This window comes from Mariniplasma anaerobium (assembly GCF_016865445.1).
GTDB lineage: Bacteria > Bacillota_I > Bacilli_A > Acholeplasmatales > Acholeplasmataceae > Mariniplasma > Mariniplasma anaerobium.
Genome location: NZ_AP024412.1, coordinates 97,443 through 117,086, shown reverse-complemented (window position 1 = coordinate 117,086; position 19,644 = coordinate 97,443). Strand labels below are relative to the sequence as shown.

The 19,644-nt window shown below is 28.3% G+C and carries 17 protein-coding genes; all 17 read right to left on the bottom strand.

Going from position 1 to position 19,644, the window contains the following annotated elements:
- Positions 1–113 precede the first annotated feature (113 nt).
- Positions 114–1,961, bottom strand: coding sequence for an ABC transporter ATP-binding protein (locus MPAN_RS00565; RefSeq protein ID WP_176239093.1), 1,848 nt, complete (start codon positions 1,959–1,961; stop codon positions 114–116).
- On the bottom strand, positions 1,936–3,774 hold the full coding sequence (locus MPAN_RS00560; RefSeq protein ID WP_176239092.1) for an ABC transporter ATP-binding protein: 1,839 nt from the start codon (positions 3,772–3,774) through the stop codon (positions 1,936–1,938). The genes MPAN_RS00565 and MPAN_RS00560 overlap by 26 nt, the downstream gene beginning before the upstream one ends.
- 494 nt (positions 3,775–4,268) lie before the next feature.
- The gene (locus MPAN_RS00555) at positions 4,269–4,817 is read right to left on the bottom strand and encodes a hypothetical protein (protein ID WP_176239091.1); all 549 of its coding nucleotides are present in this window, start codon (positions 4,815–4,817) and stop codon (positions 4,269–4,271) included.
- A 1-nt stretch (position 4,818) separates the two neighbouring features.
- Positions 4,819–5,175: a PadR family transcriptional regulator gene (locus MPAN_RS00550; protein ID WP_176239090.1), complete on the bottom strand. Its 357-nt coding sequence runs from the start codon at positions 5,173–5,175 to the stop codon at positions 4,819–4,821.
- An 11-nt stretch (positions 5,176–5,186) separates the two neighbouring features.
- The gene (locus MPAN_RS00545; protein ID WP_176239089.1) at positions 5,187–6,128 is read right to left on the bottom strand and encodes an alpha/beta fold hydrolase; all 942 of its coding nucleotides are present in this window, start codon (positions 6,126–6,128) and stop codon (positions 5,187–5,189) included.
- Between the two features lie 310 nt (positions 6,129–6,438).
- A complete protein-coding gene (locus MPAN_RS00540) occupies positions 6,439–6,657 on the bottom strand; it encodes a hypothetical protein (RefSeq protein ID WP_176239088.1) in 219 nt (72 codons plus the stop codon).
- A gap of 507 nt (positions 6,658–7,164) precedes the next feature.
- Positions 7,165–8,184 carry a hypothetical protein gene (locus MPAN_RS00535; protein WP_176239087.1) on the bottom strand — a complete coding sequence of 340 codons (1,020 nt, stop codon included), beginning with the start codon at positions 8,182–8,184 and terminating at the stop codon, positions 7,165–7,167.
- Complete coding sequence (locus MPAN_RS00530) at positions 8,181–9,053, bottom strand: ABC transporter ATP-binding protein (protein WP_176239086.1); 873 nt, start codon at positions 9,051–9,053, stop codon at positions 8,181–8,183. The genes MPAN_RS00535 and MPAN_RS00530 overlap by 4 nt, the downstream gene beginning before the upstream one ends.
- Positions 9,046–9,396: a GntR family transcriptional regulator gene (locus MPAN_RS00525; RefSeq protein ID WP_176239085.1), complete on the bottom strand. Its 351-nt coding sequence runs from the start codon at positions 9,394–9,396 to the stop codon at positions 9,046–9,048. The genes MPAN_RS00530 and MPAN_RS00525 overlap by 8 nt, the downstream gene beginning before the upstream one ends.
- A gap of 579 nt (positions 9,397–9,975) precedes the next feature.
- Complete coding sequence (locus MPAN_RS00520; protein WP_176239084.1) at positions 9,976–10,338, bottom strand: hypothetical protein; 363 nt, start codon at positions 10,336–10,338, stop codon at positions 9,976–9,978.
- Between the two features lie 30 nt (positions 10,339–10,368).
- The gene (locus MPAN_RS00515; protein ID WP_176239083.1) at positions 10,369–10,650 is read right to left on the bottom strand and encodes a hypothetical protein; all 282 of its coding nucleotides are present in this window, start codon (positions 10,648–10,650) and stop codon (positions 10,369–10,371) included.
- A gap of 20 nt (positions 10,651–10,670) precedes the next feature.
- A complete protein-coding gene (locus MPAN_RS00510; RefSeq protein WP_176239082.1) occupies positions 10,671–10,919 on the bottom strand; it encodes a hypothetical protein in 249 nt (82 codons plus the stop codon).
- Between the two features lie 6 nt (positions 10,920–10,925).
- The gene (locus MPAN_RS00505) at positions 10,926–12,002 is read right to left on the bottom strand and encodes a WYL domain-containing protein (RefSeq protein ID WP_176239081.1); all 1,077 of its coding nucleotides are present in this window, start codon (positions 12,000–12,002) and stop codon (positions 10,926–10,928) included.
- Positions 11,995–12,477 (bottom strand): hypothetical protein, encoded by a 483-nt coding sequence (locus MPAN_RS00500; RefSeq protein WP_176239080.1) that lies wholly within the window; start codon positions 12,475–12,477, stop codon positions 11,995–11,997. The genes MPAN_RS00505 and MPAN_RS00500 overlap by 8 nt, the downstream gene beginning before the upstream one ends.
- 562 nt (positions 12,478–13,039) lie before the next feature.
- On the bottom strand, positions 13,040–13,405 hold the full coding sequence (locus MPAN_RS00495) for a hypothetical protein (RefSeq protein WP_176239079.1): 366 nt from the start codon (positions 13,403–13,405) through the stop codon (positions 13,040–13,042).
- Between the two features lie 159 nt (positions 13,406–13,564).
- Complete coding sequence (locus tag MPAN_RS00490) at positions 13,565–14,083, bottom strand: ATP-binding protein (protein WP_176239078.1); 519 nt, start codon at positions 14,081–14,083, stop codon at positions 13,565–13,567.
- 381 nt (positions 14,084–14,464) lie between these two features.
- Positions 14,465–19,240 (bottom strand): RecQ family ATP-dependent DNA helicase, encoded by a 4,776-nt coding sequence (locus MPAN_RS00485; RefSeq protein WP_176239077.1) that lies wholly within the window; start codon positions 19,238–19,240, stop codon positions 14,465–14,467.
- Between the last annotated feature and the right edge of the window lie 404 nt (positions 19,241–19,644).

Sequence of the window (19,644 nt, the reverse complement as noted above, 5' to 3'; positions counted from 1 at the left end):
TTTCTGTGATTATTCATTTTACATTCTATTAAAGTGCCCAAAGCTCAAAAAGGTTTATTTTCTTTTTTTCTTCATTATTGTATTTTTTGTACTCATTACTTCTAATTCTTTTTTTATACATTATAGTATTTTGCTTGGGCAGACCACATAGTATGATATAAACCCTCTTTACTACTTAGTAGCTCTTCATGATTCCCTGATTGAACAATTTCTCCTTTATCAAACACAATGATATTATCGCAAAATCGACAAGAAGACATTCTATGTGATATATATATCGCTGTTTTATTATGAACTAGTGTATCAAATTTAGTATATATTTCATATTCTGATAAAGGATCTAGTGCAGATGTTGGTTCATCAAGAATAACCAAAGGTGAATCTTTATATAATGCTCTAGCAATTGCTATTTTTTGTGCTTCTCCACCAGAAACTTCGATACCTTTTTCTCCAAAGTTAGAATACAAGTATGTGTCGATACCCTGTGGTAAATTTTCAAGTCGCTCACTAAATCCTGATTGGTCTAAATAGTGAACAATTTGATCATCATTTCCATCTAATCCACCTTTAACATTCTCTTTGAGGGTAGATGAAAACAGTTTGAAATCTTGGAATACAATCGACATTAAGTCCATGTATTCTTTATGTTCGTATTTTCTAATATTTATTCCATTTAGTAGTATTTCTCCTTCTGTAGGATCATATAATCTGCACAATAGTTTTATAAATGTAGTTTTTCCTGCTCCATTTGGGCCGACGATTGCTAATTTTTTACCCATGTCTATCTTCCAAGACACGTTATTCAATATGATATCATCATTGTTCGGATAATGAAATGTCACATTTTTAAACTCAAACTCATACTGTCCATCATCACGTTTTTCAACTGGCAACGTCCCTTTATATAATTTTGTAGACGTGTCTAAATATTGTTTGTAGAGCGCTAAGTACTTCGTTTGTGTAGCTGCTGAAGTTATGTTATTAATAATTTGTACAATTGAAGTATTAAAAGCAGTTACTACACCAACAAGTAGTAATACATTACCGACGGAGGTCAATCCTAATAAAGCTTTGATTCCAATAACGGTATATGCTGTATATAATACAATATTATTCCAAATTCCACCTTGAGCTGTCATTTTTCCAGCCTTGGTTGCGATTCTTCCATATGATGAACCAAATCGGAAACAGGTATCATGGATTTTATCAGCTAGTAATTTGTCGGTATGAAATAATCTGATGTCCTTACTGATTTTGTAATCCATCGAAGAATCTTTTAAATAGAAAAATAATCGATTCACTGTAATATTTTCTTCGTATATATCATAATCCAGCTTATTCACTTTTTGAATCATTCTAAAATTCATATAGATTGACAAGATAATTAATAGTATGATTCCCACCCCGATTAATGGGCTATTAAAGAGGGAAGTAATTGTATCTGGAGTTTCTACATCGACACGAATAAATAACGTGATAATTAACGTAAGTGCATATAGAAATGATATGATGTTTTCAATCATATATCCTAGTGAATTTATGAAAGAACCAATCCCTCCAGAAAATAAAACACCTTGATTCGCTTTTGAGAGTTTGTCTTTCATGTCTTGTGATTCTAGTTGTTCAAAATCGAGGTTCAATGTCTTTCTTGAGATTTCACTGTTCAACTTTAAACTAATCAGATTCGTTTTTTGATCACAAAAGAAATGTAAGATTGTTCTTGACAATAAGAGAATAGCGCTTAGTATAATCATTTGATATACAAGCCGCATGATCATTTCTCTACCAACTCCATTAATAAAGCCATCCAGGATAAGTGCACCATATATGATTCCTACAAACGGAAAGGAGGCTGTTACTAAAGATCTTAAAATAATCAGAGGGAAATACATTCTATCCGATTTGTTAGAAATTTTTATGACATCAATAATTTCTTTAAATGATTTTTTCGTCGATTGCATCTAGAAATCCCTCCTCTTTATTTTCTTTATAGTATTGACTTTGAATGTTAAACATTTCAGCATATTTACCATTTTTTTTCATTAAATTTGTATGAGTTCCCATTTCTAAAATCTTACCCTCTTCTACATAAACAATTCGATTGCAAAATTGAGTTGATGCCAGTCTATGGGAAATAAATATTGAAGTTTTATTTTCTGTTAAACTATTATACTTTAAGTATAATGCTTGTTCAGCCAGCGGATCAAGAGCTGCCGTTGGTTCATCTAAAACTAAGATCGGGGAATCTTTGTATAATGCTCGTGCTAACATTAATTTTTGTAATTCTCCACCAGATAACATAATTCCTTTATCGTCAATCACTTGTGTTAAACTCGTGTGCTCTTTCTTTTCTAATGATTGTATTTTTTCAGCCAATCCAGATTGTTCCAATACCATATTCACTTTTTCTAAATCGGTATCCTTATCTGTTTGTCCAGATACATTTTGAGCTATTGTAAAAGGTAAGATATTAACGTCTTGAAAAATCACACCAAATAAATTGTAGTATTCATATCTATTGAATTTCTCAATAGGAATTCCGTTTATTAATATCTTTCCTCCCGTTGGATTATACAACCCTGTTAATAGTTTTACGAGCGTTGTTTTCCCAGCACCATTTATTCCAACAAGCGCAATCTTTTCTCCTGCTTCAATTGTGAGGTTTAGGTTGCGTATTGTCGGCTTTTCAGATTCAGGATATGAAAATGTGACATTTTTAAATTCGATTGATAATTTTTTATGTAATAATGGTTCAACATTTTCTCCTGCTTCCATATTGATTCCATCATCCCAAGAGATGTATTCTCTGAAATCATCAATTCGAATACTTGCTTCTTTTAATCTTCCATAACTGGTAGCGAGATTATTTAACCATACCGCAAACCCAATCACAATTCCGATCATAAACGTGAATTCTGCTGCACTGATGCTACCATTTAATACCATAGCGACCAATATCGTATAGGCAATCAAGTTTCGTATGATAGAAAAGATCGAATCTGAAAAATTTGCTAATGAGTAACGGAATTTTTGTTGCATAACTCTCGTGGAAAATTTCTTAGTGAATAATTTAATTCCGTTATAGAACCATTTCTCTAGTTTATATATTTTAATATCTTTTGCGTTCGATAGTTTATTTGCTTCATCTTGAAAATATTTTAGTTTTGTACGATAGGTGTTTAATTCCTCTGCTGTGCGCTTTTCATAATTACGAGCATAGACATTTAATAATACATTCATGATTACCATACCTAAAAGAACCAATACGATTAAATAATTAATTGTGACGATATATGAACTATAAATCAAGATTCCAGCAATACTTGTAATGAATACCGGGAACACTTGTAATAGAAGTTCAACACCGACCCGGTTTTCCGAAATCGCACCAACAGCTCTCATTAATTTCTCACGATTATGTTTAAATTCAATATTTTCATATCCTGTAGCCATTGCTTTTTGACTTAGTATTTCAAAAAAGTTATTCAACCTTATAAATACTTTATCAAAAAACAGGACATGAGAAATGTATGAACTGAAATAATTCAAGATACCATAAATCAATACAATCCCTCCAACAATAAGTGCAAAATCACCAATTTTAGATCCATGGATTATGATATACACAACTACTGCTGGAATAAACGTCGCAAAAATCGGAATCAATAATGATAATACAATACTAGATATCAACTTGTATTTGTACTTCTTATTGAATGTATTTGCCTGTTTATAAACATAAAGTGCGTTGTTCCATATATTATGTTTTTTCATTTGTTTTCCTCCAACCATTCTTCATCTTAACTATACAACAAAATATAAAGCCATAAAAAAAAGTGCACGAAACGTCAAATTTCGTGCACTAGTGGAACATTATAGAGATATTAATACTTCAGTTACAAACACTTGTAGTTCATTTTGACAATTGTTCTACCTTTCATCATGGAACTCTTTTTGTATTCATTTTTTTATTTGTATGCTCATGCATATATTATCTTATAATGTTTATGTCAATATTTTTTTAAGGACAAAACCTCAAAATATGAAACAATCAAACAAGGATTGTCGTTACAAATTATCATACTACATAATTTTGATTTATTGTTGATATGCTTAACAGTTAGCGATACAAAGTTTATAAAAACGAAAATGTTAATATATTTCAGTTAAATACAGAAAAATGTTGAATGCTTCTGTTTAGAGTTATATAGACATCTCAAAAGCAATTAATAAAATTTTAAGATAATGGCTGATTTAATATATAGAATTTAAATATTTAGAGATGAAAATAGATGTAAAGCATAGTACACACCTTTAGAAATTATGCCAATTGCCAAAACTCCAACTGATATAACCCCTATGGAGAGTAATCCAGCAGAAACCCCTCCTATGGCAAGCAGACCTGCACTTATACCACCTAGGGAAATCAAACCTGCACTTATACCGCCAATACTTATTACTCCAAATGATATATCACCAATTGCAATTATACCTTTTGCGACTTTGTTTTTATATCTTCCACCTATATTTACATGAAGTAATGGAATTCCCATAATTTTTCTTTTGCTCTTATACTCGAATGATCTTTTTCTCCTTGATAATCCAATTGTTATTCCATAGTATTGATCAGGTATGTCTAAATTTTCCATAAAATCTTTTGCCATACTTTCTGGATCACCATGTCTTTTTAGAAGAGTTTCATAAGTATCATCAGTTTTAAACTCAATGATTTCATTCAAATCCTCTTTTACCCTCTTTTTTGTTTTTCTATCTGCTTCTAAAAAGCTTAATACTTCGTTTATGTATTTCTCCTTCATACTAAACACCTTTTCCTTCTTTTCTTCTATTCAAAATTGAATTTAGTCCCCCAGTAATAAAATTGTAATCTTCAAGTATCTCAGAAAACACTTTTCTTCCTTCATTTGTTATTTTATAGTATTTTCTCGGCTTGCTTCTTAACTCATTCATCGTTTTCCAATAACTTTCAATATATTTACTATCTTCTAATCGATATAAAATTGGATACAATGTACCTTCTTTAAGATCAAATATTCCATCACTATATTCTTTTAGTTTTTGAATTATAACATACCCATATGAATCATCTTCAAGTAATAAATCTAAAACAGCTATTTCTAATAGCCCTTTTTTTATTTGTTTTCTTATATCTGCCATTTTTCTCTCCTTTAATTTATTAAAAGCCAAGATTCTATTTTGTTAAGTAATAGAGGGCTAAGTGGTAAGGAAGCGTCTATTTTATATTGCTTAGTTTGATTAATAATCGTTGGTTTATAATCAAACATCCTTAGCATATGGTCCATGTCTTTAACTTCAAATATATCAATATTATCTCGATTCATTTTTTTTATGTCATCAGAGTCAATAACAGATGATTGTATATCCTTGTTTCCAAATGTACACAACACACTATTTTTAGCTTTGTTTAATAAATTGAGTATTGATCTCTTGCTGTATTCAAGGTGTTCTCTGTACCACTTTGCAGGAATTGATTTCCCACTCTTACGAAACGTGTTTGACATAACCATCTTAGATTTTATATATATATCCTCTTGATTCTTCAATAACTTTTCAGGTTTATAGAAAGTTCTAATTATTTTCCCGAAAATTCCATCAATACTCGTTAGTTCATCTCGTGCAAATGTATATTGTCTTGTTTGCGCAGTTTTTAAATCTATTCCAGCTCCTGCAAGTAATATTAATCCTTTAATTTTACTATTTCTTTCATTATATATTGTGCTAATTATTGCACCTTCACTATGACCTAATAGATAAATATTGTTATTATCAATTCTGTTATCCCTTTCTAACAGTTTATATGCATTGTCTACATCATCTATTAAATCATTTAATCCTGTTTCACAAAAGATTCCTTCACTATTCCCTATACCTCTTTTATCATATCTCAAAGTAGCATAGCCTTGTTCGTTCAAAAAATCTGATAGAAATTTATATGTATTTAACAATATTCCTTTGTAGTTCCCGTTTCTATCAAACTCACCAGATCCCCCGATTATAAGGACAGCTTTATAATTATCCTCCTTTAAATTAGGAAAGGAAAGAGTTCCTTCTAACTTATATGTTGATTTAATAACCACCAATTCTTCCATAATTTTCTCCTTTCAACAGATAATTATCTGCTTATACTTAATTTTTTTCACAGCAAAATGTGATTTTTTTAATGTTACAAAAATTTATTAAATTAATTATTCTATCTCTTTACATGAATAAAACATCTCGATAGTATAGAAAATAAAAAAATTTAGTAAGTCATTAGAAAATTAAATATGAGATCCTTCATTTTTATTAAAGTGTTTAGTATTACTAGGTATATTCTAATATACTTTTTTAATTTTGTCAAGCTATCGAGTTAAAATTAAAGGCTGTGCCAGAAGACACATAAAATTAATTTTTGTTTTCTTAACTGAAAAATACTAGAATAACAAGTAACATAACAGTAAACTCAATCTTTTTATCTAATCCAACGTGTTTAATACAACGTGCAACATCTTCACTTTTTTGATTACATACAACATTTCCATCTAATGTAATATTTGTTGCTGCATATTCTAACTTTCTTTGGCAAAATGTGAGAAACCCTATCAGTTTTAATAATACAAATAGTAAAAGTTTTTTCATACATATCACTCTTCTAAATTAAGATATAAGACTTAATTTCAATCCATAGTTTAATCATTTATACTTTATTAAGTATTTTTCATAAAAATCAGTAAAACTTATATCAATATAAGTTGCATTATTAAGCATATTATACAGACTTGTCATAGACTTTCTTTGCCTGGTGATGATTTTGCTTATGTTGTTATAAGTTTTACAATCTTAAGACCTTTTGTTAAATTTCTTGAAAATTTTATACAAATGATCCAAAAATCTAGAAAACTTGAATTTATAAAATTATTGAGCATATATAAAAATCCATATAAAAAGCTCATTTATTGGCTTAAATGAGCTGTTTTATGATTATATTGGTGACCCGTAGGGGTTCACACAACCATCAGTGTCTATCTGACTAGACTGATATAGAAATCTAAATTGCACGGATAATTTTGGTGATACTTGTATAAAATGCAATGACTAATAGAGTATAAAAGAAATGTTCTCATTACAAATTTAAACATCAAGCATTTAATTAATGAGGATTCCTAGTATGATTCCGATAATTACTGATACTAATATATATCCGACATCAATAAGTTTAATTTTTGCTGTTCTTCTAAAAATGAAAAAGCCAATAAAACCCGCCGATACGAGAATACCATTTATTAACCATATAATAATTCCACCAAAAAGAGAAACAGTTGAAACTCCAAATATGATGCTAAGTGGAATATAAAGACGATATCCAAATTTACTATCGCTAATTTGACCAATGTTTTCGGTTTTTTCCTGTTCTATCATTTTATAATTATAAATATAACAAAAGGTTGCTAGTCCCATAAATACCAATGTATTAGTTATAACTGATGGTAGAGCTCTTACAAAATATTCAGTAGCAGAATTTGATGGAGTATGTGCTGTCATTGACAATAAATACGTGGTCCATCTTCCTAATGAGTAAAATGGATTTAATCCAAATGACATAAAAATCCCAATTAAATTATTGCTGAAAAATAAAGAAATAAATAAGAATAAGATATGAAACAACAATATAAATGTAATTCCGTCAAAAATTGTGTTTGCTCTTAAAAATACAAAACTTGTAATACCATATAGAATTACTAAATAGAATATGACAATAAAATATAACAAGAAGAAAAATCCTTCTCTATAATATCCGTTAGATAAAATTAAAATAGTTATAAAGCCCAATATAAACATGATTGTCCATACAATTAATAATTGAACAAATCCAAACAACAAATGAACTAAATATAATTTTTTCCTTGAAATTGGAAGCGCATAATACAGATCAACTTCCTTTGGATTTCTTAAAGAAGAAAATCTGAAAATTACTATAATGATCAATACAATAGATATATATATCACGGACATACCAAAGTCATTTGAGAATCTACTTGAGTTTGTAGGCGGATATGTTCGGTTATTTAAAATTAGTGTTAAAACAAAAATAAACGTTGGTATTAATGCCATAACCATTGTTTGAAGCCATTTAGTCTTGGTTAAATAATTAAAGTATGCTTTCACGAGTTAGCCCCCTTTTGATTAATCATAAAGTATTCTTCAAAAGAGATGGGAAGTTCATCAGCTACGTGATATACTTCTTTATTAATATATTGATCCAACTGGTGATTAACATCGATGACAATGGTTAGAATTCTACCATCTTGGTTAATGTATATAGGTTCATTGTTTTGATCTACTATTTCTATTGGTAAAGTATCTTTCAATATAATTTGGTACTTCACCAGTTTATTTAATTCAAAATCAAGATTACCATATCTTTTAAAATAACCTTCATCAATCATACCAAAAGAATCGCAGATATCTTCTAATTCTCTTAGAGAATGGCTTGTAACAATAATGATTTTATCTTGATGCTCTGAAGAGATCATTAATTTCTTAAATTTCAAACGTGCTGAGGGGTCCAATCCATCAAAGACTTCATCTAAAAGGAGATATTTCGCACCTGAAGCAAAGGCTAAAGCAATATAGCCCTGTCTTTTCATACCTTTAGATATCTGACTTAAATTTATATTTTCGTTCAACGAAAATATATTTAGGATTGACTTATAAATATCTTCTTCAAATGGATAGAATACTTTATATAAATCTGCTAAATTTCTAAACGTCATTTGATTACTAAAAGGAGGTTGATCTGATAAATAGAAAATTGATTTTTTTAAATCGTTGTCTTCTAAAATTGAATACTTATCAATCTTAATTTCTCCATAGTCTGGTTTTAATATTCCCATGATTAATCTTAGAAATGTGGATTTCCCCGCTCCGTTAATACCTATCAATCCAAAAATAGTGCCTTTTTCTAACTTTAAATTAATATCCTTCAATACAGGATGATCATTAAAACTTTTGTATAGATTTTTAACTTCAATCATGGTTATCTCCTTCTAAATGTTTTTTTATCATCATAAGAATTTCATCTTTTGTATAGTGTTTTTTTAAAATATCTATTTGTTGTTGTATAGATTGAACAAGTTCTTTTTCTGGGTGATGGATATATTTTTTTACATAAGCACCTTTTTTTGGAATAATCTCAATATAATTTTCATCTGCTAATTCTTGATAAGCTTTTTGAACGGTATTAGGATTAACACCCAAATCTGATGAAGCTTTTCTTACACTTGGCAGCATTTCGCCTTCAAGGTATGCTCCCTTCTCTATTAATGATTTAAAATTTTCTTTAATTCTCATAAATAGATCTATTTTTGATTTAACCATTTTATCCCCTTTCTATCTGTATTATCTGTATCATTCATTATATTATAACAATCATAAATAATATTGTCAACAACTGTTTAAAATATATACTTTCAAAGTTGCATTTTTCCCACAATATAATGATTTAATCTCAAAAATTTATATCAGCATAAGTTGCATTTTTAAGCGTATTTCACAGACTTGCTATCAACTTTCTTTACCTGGTGGTGATTTTGCTTATTTTGTTATAAGTTTTATAATCTTAAGACCTTTTGTCTAATTTCTAGAAAATTTTATACAAACGAGCCTAAAATCTAGAAAACTTGGATTTAAAGAATTATTCAACATATATAAAACTCCATATAAAAAGCCCATTTATTGACTTAAATGAGCTGTTTTATGATTTTATTGGTGACCCGTAGGGGTTTCGAGAACGAGATAACATTTAAATTCTAATACAAATTAATCTTATTAAATTTGTAATAATGAAGATAAAAACAATCTTTAGATGATCTGTAATGATAGCATTATAGAAGTAGTTTAGTTAATAAGCATTTACCAACACTTGATATTATCCATGTGAAAAACTTCAAATATTCACTAAGAATTTTCAGAAACAAGAAATGTAAAGCGAAAGTTGTTTCCAGGATAATGAATATTGCTACTTGATGTTTTGACGTAAGCTCCACATGACATTGAAACAATTTCAATTAAATTCATATCAAGTATGTCATTTGGTATTTGATGATATGTATTATAAATTTTTACTAATGATTGTGAATCACCCTCTACTGTTTTGACAACATTAAACTTAAAGGTTCCTGAACCTGGATATCCATAATTATCATATCCAAAACTATGTAACCTGATTTTTCTGGGGTACTCTTTACCATTATCTAAATCCTGAGCACTTATTTCGAAATTTGTATTTTTAATTAAATCAAAAAACTCTCTAACAATCATTTTTATGGTCTCCTTTTTTGATACATGCTTTTATCTTATCCATAAAGTCATGGTTTTCTTTTGTGCTCGATAACGATTTCCATATTGAGTGACACCCGTATCACTATCGAGTTCAATTTCAATATCGAAATCATAAATTTCGGATTCCATATACTCTTTTGGGAAATCATCAGGATCTTTAACCATAAATGTAATTTTGTCTTTGACAATATGGTATGTCATACTGTCATAGTAAGCTGAATCATTTTTCCGTTCTTTTCGTAAATAAGCGTTAAATTTGTTAAAATTGGTTTTAATATCTTTCAGTTTCATATAATTTATCCTTTTCTTATTTATAAGTTTTCTGGTGGGTATTCATCATAATCCCAATAGGGTCCTATATCATAATCAGAATCGCCTTTATATCTTTCTTCATATGTTTGATTATATGTGCCATGATTAGCATGACTTTCTATTTCCAATGAAACATTACTTACTTGTATATTAGATTCCTCAACTAACCAGCATTCATAACATAGGTAATGGTTCTTAGGTCTATGGGATATATCTTCTCCACATTTAGAACATTTTCTTCTTTTCATATTTTATCAATCCTTTGCATCTACTTTATCATATGCTTCATATGATGCTTTGTATGCTTTTTTAAATCTTTCTCTCGCATCTTTCGGACTAATAATTTGAGCTTGAGATCCGAATTTAAATAAATGAAAGAAAATTTGTGTCTCTGTTGTTTTGAATGTGTATATCTTTTCATTTATTGGATCTTGAATACCTATTATAGGTATTCTATCTTCTTCATAAATAAATCTATGAAGACCACCACTTGTGAATTTAATGGTGAATATCTTTTTTGGTTTTTTAGAAGCAAAATCTCTTTCTGAAAATATATTTTTGATTATACTTGAATCTATATCTATTCTATATTTTTCTTTCAGTCCTCTTAAGTCTTTATTCTTTAATGATTTAATTTTAGTGTTATATATCAATCCAGGATCTTCTTCATCATTAGAATTATTCATTAGAATGACTTCAACATTTTGTTCACCTTTTGGTTTATAGACACAAACTGGCTTCACCTTTTTGAATTTTCCATTATCTTTAAATTTAATATATGTTTTCTTTTTAATCGCTTCCTCTAAAATATCAATAATTTCTTTAAAATAAATACTTTCTCTTGCTGCTCTTGTTAAAACTGCATAAGATTCAAGTAAGATTTTTATATAAAATGAAATACCTGATCTTGGTGCATAATCATTGAAGTACTTTGCCTCTTCTAAACTTTCCAATAATGACTTGTTAAACTTGTTCAGTTTTAATTTGAATTGAATTTCACTTGTATATTTATTTGAATATTCATCAATGATTGTTCTCATAATTTCATTTGTGAATTCCTCAATAATTCTATCAGTCAATTTTTTACTAAAATCATCATTTATTATAGTATTTTGAATCGCATTGATTTGTTTTAAAGTTACTGATCTAGAAAGAGGAAACTGATCATGATAATTTTTAATAATTGTATTAATAAATCCACTCTTATTTTTAAGTTCATAATCCTCATTAAAACGAATCATATCAGCTTCAATTGTCAGCATAGCATGGGCGGATAGATTAATATGCTGGCGACTTTCTTCATTGATTATGAAACCATTGTAATTATCCATTAATGTCTTCCTCCATTATTTTTTTAGTTCCTATAGAAAGCGTTAAAAACAAAGTGTCGTTACTTCCTACTCCATATATGGCATCAGATCCCTCTTTTAAACTGTCTTGTTTGTTGATTAAGCAAGTACACATAATTTCATCATTTGTAAAATGTAATACGAGATTGACATTTTTGTCTATATTTTTTCCAAATATTCCCCAATTATAAAATCTGTGCTTGTCAATGCCCAATTCAAGAATAAACCAGTCATAAATCTCATCTTCATAAGAGCGTTTCCCCTCGTAATTTTGATACTCAATGAATTCATGAATTTCAATAATACTTTTTATATCTTTTTCAGTATATACTAGAGCAAATTGTTTATCCTCTGTATATACTTTTCTTTTTTCGCTCTTAATCTTTTCTTCATTCTCTTTATTCATAAAGTAAATTTTTCCATCATATTTTGGAAGTATAAATTCTTTTTTTTCCATTTTTTAATTCTCCCTATTTCTTCTGTTTATGTCTATCTATTCTTTATCTAGCAACTAATTAACTGTTTCATCTCAGGTTTATTCAAAAGAAGCTAGTCACCTGAGATCATTTATTGTGTCTTATGATTCTATTTTTGGTGATCTTGTACTACATGGTAATCAATTGAAATCGTGAATTAGTTTCTAAAATATCTTGTATTGATGTTATTTCTTAAGTTCTTATAGATATATTATCTCATATTATCTATATGTCTAATAGTGTTAAAATATTAATTTATAATGTTCATATTAATAAACATATACATAATAATTATACTTCTAAAGTTCATATTTTGTGTTCTTAAATAGTTTTTTTATTAAATTGTTGTGTTTTTTTTACCTTATATAATATCTCTTTTCTTCTCCATTTACTTTTCTTTTTAAGTTTTTTTATTTAACATCTCTGATTTCATTACAAACATACATATTTTATATTTTGCTTGCGAAGCTTTTTTTTCTGTAAATTATTCCAATATTGTTTTTGCTTATTTTTATACCTAATCACTTTAACTTGTATTTTATTCTAGTTCGCTTTAAATGTATAAATAGCATGTCTAGGTGCATCATTTAGTAACTTAATTATCTGTTTAGATATGTATGATTCTAGTTTTTTTAATTTGTTTGAACCAATATTTCTATTTGGTGCCACTAATACTCCTTTAAACTTATGACTTCTGGTATGTTGATTATCAAGAAAGTGATCACTAATTCTAATTGTTCTCTTATAATTATTATTACAAATAAATAAACTTAAACTTAAATATAATGATTTTGATTTTTTAGAGTGTTTGACTTGATAAGCGATGTTATTCATGCCTTTAATCGCTTTTTTTAGTTGGAGTCTATGGATGTAGTTATCAATATATTGATCTAATTTTAATAATGTCATTTCTTTTACCTCTCATGTTATTTTTAATTTAGAAATCATCTTTAGTTTTTCTTATAACTTCATTGTCTAGTATTCGTTTTATCTCACACAAAGCAACCTGGTTTTGATTATAAACTTGCCTTATATTGATCTATTTAATATCAATGTTCTAAATTTATTTCAGGCACTTATTGCTTCCTGTTTGAATTTAATAGGTGCTATTATTATATTAAATTCATCTTTTTCGTTATTAATTGTTATTACTTTATCGGCAAACTTGTTTAATATTTTCAATGATATTTCAAGTTTTGAATATTTATCCATTATAATTTCATCAGGTACTACTCGATGTCTTTTCGAATTTCTTCTAAATGCTGTAGCTAGACTTACTTGAACATAAATAATTTTAACTATATATCCCAACGCTTGAGCTAGCTTTGTTAATTTTATTATTTTATCAGTGTTAGTAGCTGTTGTATCATATATAAAAGGCACTTTATTCTTTAAGTTGTTGTATATTTCATACTTTTCAGCTATCTTGGATTCAAAATGTAATGCTCTTGGTTGATCCGGGTTATATCCCTTAATTGTTTTTTTAAGTTCGTCACAATCTACTGCCTTATAATCCGCAAAATATTTATTTCTTATATAAGTTTTTCCTGATCCTGGCAATCCTGCCATTATAATTAACTCTTTCATAAACTTCCCTCTTTTTATTAGTATTTTCTTTTTTGTAATGGGTGATCACCTCTTACACTTATATTTTCTCATATATCTATTATGAATTATAGTGTTAATATTAATATTTTTAATGTTCATATATTTATTGTTTTTATGCGTTATATGTAATATTAAAGTTCATGTTATATGAACTATATAGGTTTTATTTATATGTTTAAAAACCATATATAGAAAATTAGCTGGCTGGAACTAGCGACTTGTATATGCACATATTCATTTTTTAAACTTCAAAATATATGTCGTAATGTAAGAGAGAAGCCGATAATTGCTGGTTAATTTAATTTACATAAATTTCCATATAAAAAGCCCATTTCTTGTCTGAAATGAGCTGTTTTATGATTATATTGGTTTCTTGGCAAATTTTAGTTCAGGTAATATTATTACTAACTCTTCTTCAATGTCAGGGTTGTACCAGTATAGTTTATACTTAACAATAGCACCATCAAATACGTAGCCTTGTTCTAAAAGTTTCTCAATATCTTCTTTATATTTTTTTGAGAATTGAAGTATTTTGCTGTTATCGTGTATGAGTCTTCCATTATCAATTAATGTAAGTGCAGCTCCTATGTCAATTGATTCAACAGATTTCTGAGTAAACTTAAAATATCCTAGATTAACTTCCTTATGGGTTAGAGTAAATGTTAACTCATTAGGTAATTCATAATCATTCTTATCAACATAATATTCAGAGTTGGAAATATCGTTAAATCTCAAGTAATCACTTGAATAGTGAATTAACAAGTTTGTTTTAGCTCTGGTCATACCTACATATAATAAACGTTTATCTCTGTTCTTCAAATCAAATTCATTATCAAAAAGAATGATAACATTATCAAACTCTCTACCCTTGGATTTATGTAAAGTAGATACCAAAAGTTGCTTGCAAGTAACGAAATCATCATATGATGATTCTTTTAAGAATTCATATAAATCAGACATATATTTAATCTTGTGGTTAAGCAATTCAAATGTATCGAGCGCTTTGCTCAAAACATCATAATGCATATTATCTTTCTTTGCTACTAAGAAATCTTTTTTAGTTTTTAACCATAAGTCATTGCTTATTACTGATAGAGTTTCATTCTGACTTAGTAAATTAATGAATTCTCTAAACTCAAATAAGCTAAATAAATTAAATTCACTATTTTCTTGTATTAATTGTGCTTTTATTCCAATTATATTTAACATACCAGTAATAATACTCGCTTGTTCATTGGTTCTAGTAAGTATGCAAGTCGTACCAGATAAATCTGATTTTGCAATATGTTTTACAACAGGTTCATAAAGATTATTAGGTGCAATATGTTGGATAACTCTAATAAGTCCATCTTCCTTTTGCACCGGAATGATTGGAGTTACTTTCATCCTTCCAGATATACATGTTACAAATTCATTAGTGAAATCAATAAGATTCTTCTTGCTTCGGTAATTTTGAGGTAATTCATAAAAAGTTGCATCTTCCATTAACTGTTTTAAATATTCATTTGACGAACCTCTAAATTCGTATATATTTTGATCGTCATCTCCTACTGCAATAATTCGTAAATTCTCATTCTTTTCGATTAATTTCAAAATTAATCTGTATTCATTTTCAACCATATCTTGTGCTTCATCAACCACAAGTATCATCTTTGTGATTCTTGTGGAATCAACTTCATCATTATCAATCAATTCAATAGCTTGGTCAATTACTTTATCTGTGTGTTCCAAATTTCCTACTTTACCTAATATATCGAAACAAAATGAATGAAAAGTATTGATTTCAATATAGTGAGCAGCTGTTCCTAGTAAGCTTACTAACCTTGTTTTAAATTCTATCACTGCAGCTCTTGAAAAAGTCAACATCAACATTTGATCAGATCTAATATCTTCCATCAAACTTACGGATGCTAATTTATGAACGAGTAATTTAGTTTTACCACTACCAGGACCAGCAGCGACAACAATCTTATCACTTTTATCGTTTATAATTGCTAATTGATCTGCAGAAAGTTCGCCGAATAGTTGTTTAAACTTACTTGGTGAGAGTTGAACTTGAATATCTTTTGCTCTTCCTCCTGGAAAGTGCGTTTTTAAGAAGTCCTCGTATTTTATATTAAAATAATCATTTACAAATTGAAGTGCATCTTCATAATTTTTTAACATCTTTTTAGCATACTCACCTACAATATGTATTTGCTCTACTTTATTTTTATAAAATAATTCTAATTTTTCATAATCTTTTTTAGTATATCTTTTTTTATTGTCAACTTCTAATCTTGTTATTTTCATTGGGTTATAAATTACTAAGAACCCGCCTTCAATCTTAATTGACTCAATTATTTTCATGTAGTATAGAGAATCTTCAATTTCATCAATAGAAGCTTTTGTATTAAACATGTTGATTTGCTTTTCATAGCTGTCTTTTAATTCATGCACAGAAAAAAGAACAATACTATATTCATCGGTCTCTTTAATTTGTTCTTTTTCACTTCTCTTATATAGAAATTCTAGAATAAATGCAGATAATACATGTTTATCTTCAATAAGTTTAAATAGTTCATCTTTGGCTCTATTTACTTGAATTTTCAGAATATTGTTTTTTACTTTTTTAATTTCAATGTACTTATTTATGTTGAAATAATTAATAATCATTTTTATTAATTTTACATTTGACTTTAAATTCTCTTCAGTCGCTTTTTCGTTTAGCTCCTTAAGATTATAGGAACACTCTTCTTGTGTAAATTCATTGATTAAAAATCTTTCTAATTTATTACTGTCATCTAGAATTCTTAATGAGGTATTCACTTTAGATTTGATTTTTATATAACATGCTAAATCCTTGTTATCAGCAAGTATTTTTTCTTCTTTCAACAAACCTACTATTCGAACAACTTCACTTAATTTTATACCTAACATATCAGCCATATAATCTATTCTGGATTCAGATTCTACATTCTTAGATCTTTTACTATATTTACTAGAAATCAAACTTTGAGTGATTCGTTTCGCAAGTATTTTGTCTTGTTCTTGAATAATTGTGGAACTCTCTATTATCTTTGAAGCATCAATCATACTTTCCGATAAAATACTATTTGCATAAATACGAGGAGAATTTTGCCCTCGCGACAAGTATCCTGAATCTTCTAGTGCTGCTATAGCTGTTGTAACTCTTGTTTGCAAACCTGCAATATTCTCTTCCCAACCCGCATCTTTTGCTATTTCTAAAGCAGATTTGGAAACAGCTCTATTAGCTCGAGATGTTCGCTTGATACCTGTCCAAATCTGTTGAATCTCTTTTAAATTTAATTTTGTATTGTTTAAAAGACTAAAATGTTTGTCTAGATCTTCTTCATTATACAATACAAAACAATCGGCATTTATATGTTCATCTCTTCCGGCTCTTCCTGCTTCCTGAACATAATTTTCTAATGAGCTTGAAATTTCGTAATGAATAACTGTCCCAACATCTTTCTTATCTACTCCCATACCAAATGCTGAAGTAGCAACCATTATCTTGATTTCCCCGGCCATAAACTTGTTTTGTGCTTTCACTTTGTCATCAACTTCCATTTTTCCATGGAATTTTGAAACGTCGTATTGATCTTGAGATAGTTTATCTTGTAAGTTATTAACTGTTTTAATTCTTGAAGCATAAATTATTGTTGGACAATCTTTTGAATCGATAAGTTCTCTTAATTTATTGTATTTTTCGGATTCATCTTTGACGCTAAATACTTTAAATTTAAGATTTTTTCTGGTACTCGCACTTGTTATTTTTTCCATAGGAAGATTTAATTTCTTCATGAAATATCCTTCAATATCCTTAATAACGTTAAGTTTAGCCGTTGCTGTAAAACATGAAACGGGGATTATTTTATTATTATTTTTCTTTTCTTGTATATTTTTTATAAAGTCAGCAATATATAGGTAGTCTACTCTAAAATCTTGTCCCCATGTTGAAAAACAGTGAGCTTCATCTATAACAAATCTAGCTATATCTCTACTTAACATAATTCTTTCTATTGTTTTTGAACGAAGAGATTCTGGTGCAATATATAAAATACTTACTTCACCTTTAAATACTCTTTCAATATTTTTAGCTCGTTCAATAGGATCTAATAATCCATTTATCATAGCAGACCTATTAATGTTTTTTGATTGTAGATTATCAACTTGATCCTTCATCAATGACTGAAGTGGTGAGATGATGACAGTTAAAGATCTTGTGTTTTCGCCCATCATTAATGCTGGTAATTGATAAGTTAAGGATTTCCCTCCACCAGTTGGAAATACAGCAATCAGCGATTTGTTCTTTAGAGCTGTATTCACCGCTAATTCTTGTAATGGTAATCCATCAAAGTCTCTAAATTCATCAAAATTAAATAATCTCTTTAGATTTAGCTTTGCATCCAAATGATTATCACAATACTGGCACCCTTTATCACACGGAGTGCCTCTAAGCTGTAGGATGACATCTTCAACAATAGGGTAAGTGTTTATTACCCACTTTGGGAAAAGAGATTCAATATGCTCTGTTTTAATTAATGCCAAACTATATGCTAACTCTAAAGGATAATTACTAATCAAATTTTCTAAAAAAGAATTTTCACAAATATACCCAAAATATTCTTGTTTAATTATCTGTAATATATCCTTTATATTACTTTTAAATTTAAGATAATTAAAAAAACCAGTAAATCCTTCAATATCCTTCAGTAGATTATAGTAAATAATTTGAATATTTTTATTTAACTTGTTAAATGCATTTATTTCATCAAAAAATAAAGCCATTGAATTTTCAGAATCATTTAAAGGATTATTTGAATCTTCTGGTAATAATTTGTCATCTTTAATTAACTTATGATAAGGTTTGTCAGGAAAAAGTAGGGTTGACATAAATAAAGTGTCAATCACTTCGTTTTTCTTTATTACAGTCTTGTGAACACTTCTATTAATATATTTCATATCATGGTTTACAATATTATGACCACAATAGAAATCAGACTTCCCAATGAATTTCAAAAATTTCTTCTCATTATTATCATGAAAAATTTGTCCGTTTTCCTTAATACAACCAAAATCTATTATTTTTTTAGTGTTTTCATCTACTTCAATGTCAAGAAATGTAATCATTTAATCATCCCCCTATATCGTAAACATTTGTCATCCTAATTATATCATAAATTTTATGGCATATTTATTTCATTCTATAGTATCTATGAAAAATTACCAAAACTTATATCAATATAAGTTGTATTTTTAGGTATATTTTACATGCTTATTATGGACTTTCTTTGCCTGGTGATGAATTTGCTTATGTTGTCATAAGCTTTACAATCTCAAGACTTTTTGCTTAATTTCTAGAAAATTTTATACAAACAATCCAAAAATCTATAAAACTTTTATTTGAAGAATTATTAAACATATATAAAACTCCATATAAAAAGCCCATTTATTGTTTTAAATGAGCTGTTTTATGATTTTATTGGTGACCCGTAGGGGTTCACACAACCATCCGTGTCTATCTGACTAGACTG

Bases quoted from the DNA above. Each gene is read 5' to 3' on its own strand.
- MPAN_RS00565 (WP_176239093.1), bottom strand. From the start codon at position 1,961: ATGCAATCGACGAAAAAATCATTTAAAGAAATTATTGATGTCATAAAA.
- MPAN_RS00560 (WP_176239092.1), bottom strand. From the start codon at position 3,774: ATGAAAAAACATAATATATGGAACAACGCACTTTATGTTTATAAACAG.
- MPAN_RS00555 (WP_176239091.1), bottom strand. From the start codon at position 4,817: ATGAAGGAGAAATACATAAACGAAGTATTAAGCTTTTTAGAAGCAGAT.
- MPAN_RS00550 (WP_176239090.1), bottom strand. From the start codon at position 5,175: ATGGCAGATATAAGAAAACAAATAAAAAAAGGGCTATTAGAAATAGCT.
- MPAN_RS00545 (WP_176239089.1), bottom strand. From the start codon at position 6,128: ATGGAAGAATTGGTGGTTATTAAATCAACATATAAGTTAGAAGGAACT.
- MPAN_RS00540 (WP_176239088.1), bottom strand. From the start codon at position 6,657: ATGAAAAAACTTTTACTATTTGTATTATTAAAACTGATAGGGTTTCTC.
- MPAN_RS00530 (WP_176239086.1), bottom strand. From the start codon at position 9,053: ATGATTGAAGTTAAAAATCTATACAAAAGTTTTAATGATCATCCTGTA.
- MPAN_RS00525 (WP_176239085.1), bottom strand. From the start codon at position 9,396: ATGGTTAAATCAAAAATAGATCTATTTATGAGAATTAAAGAAAATTTT.
- MPAN_RS00520 (WP_176239084.1), bottom strand. From the start codon at position 10,338: ATGATTGTTAGAGAGTTTTTTGATTTAATTAAAAATACAAATTTCGAA.
- MPAN_RS00515 (WP_176239083.1), bottom strand. From the start codon at position 10,650: ATGAAACTGAAAGATATTAAAACCAATTTTAACAAATTTAACGCTTAT.
- MPAN_RS00510 (WP_176239082.1), bottom strand. From the start codon at position 10,919: ATGAAAAGAAGAAAATGTTCTAAATGTGGAGAAGATATATCCCATAGA.
- MPAN_RS00505 (WP_176239081.1), bottom strand. From the start codon at position 12,002: ATGGATAATTACAATGGTTTCATAATCAATGAAGAAAGTCGCCAGCAT.
- MPAN_RS00500 (WP_176239080.1), bottom strand. From the start codon at position 12,477: ATGGAAAAAAAAGAATTTATACTTCCAAAATATGATGGAAAAATTTAC.
- MPAN_RS00495 (WP_176239079.1), bottom strand. From the start codon at position 13,405: ATGACATTATTAAAATTAGATCAATATATTGATAACTACATCCATAGA.
- MPAN_RS00490 (WP_176239078.1), bottom strand. From the start codon at position 14,083: ATGAAAGAGTTAATTATAATGGCAGGATTGCCAGGATCAGGAAAAACT.
- MPAN_RS00485 (WP_176239077.1), bottom strand. From the start codon at position 19,240: ATGATTACATTTCTTGACATTGAAGTAGATGAAAACACTAAAAAAATA.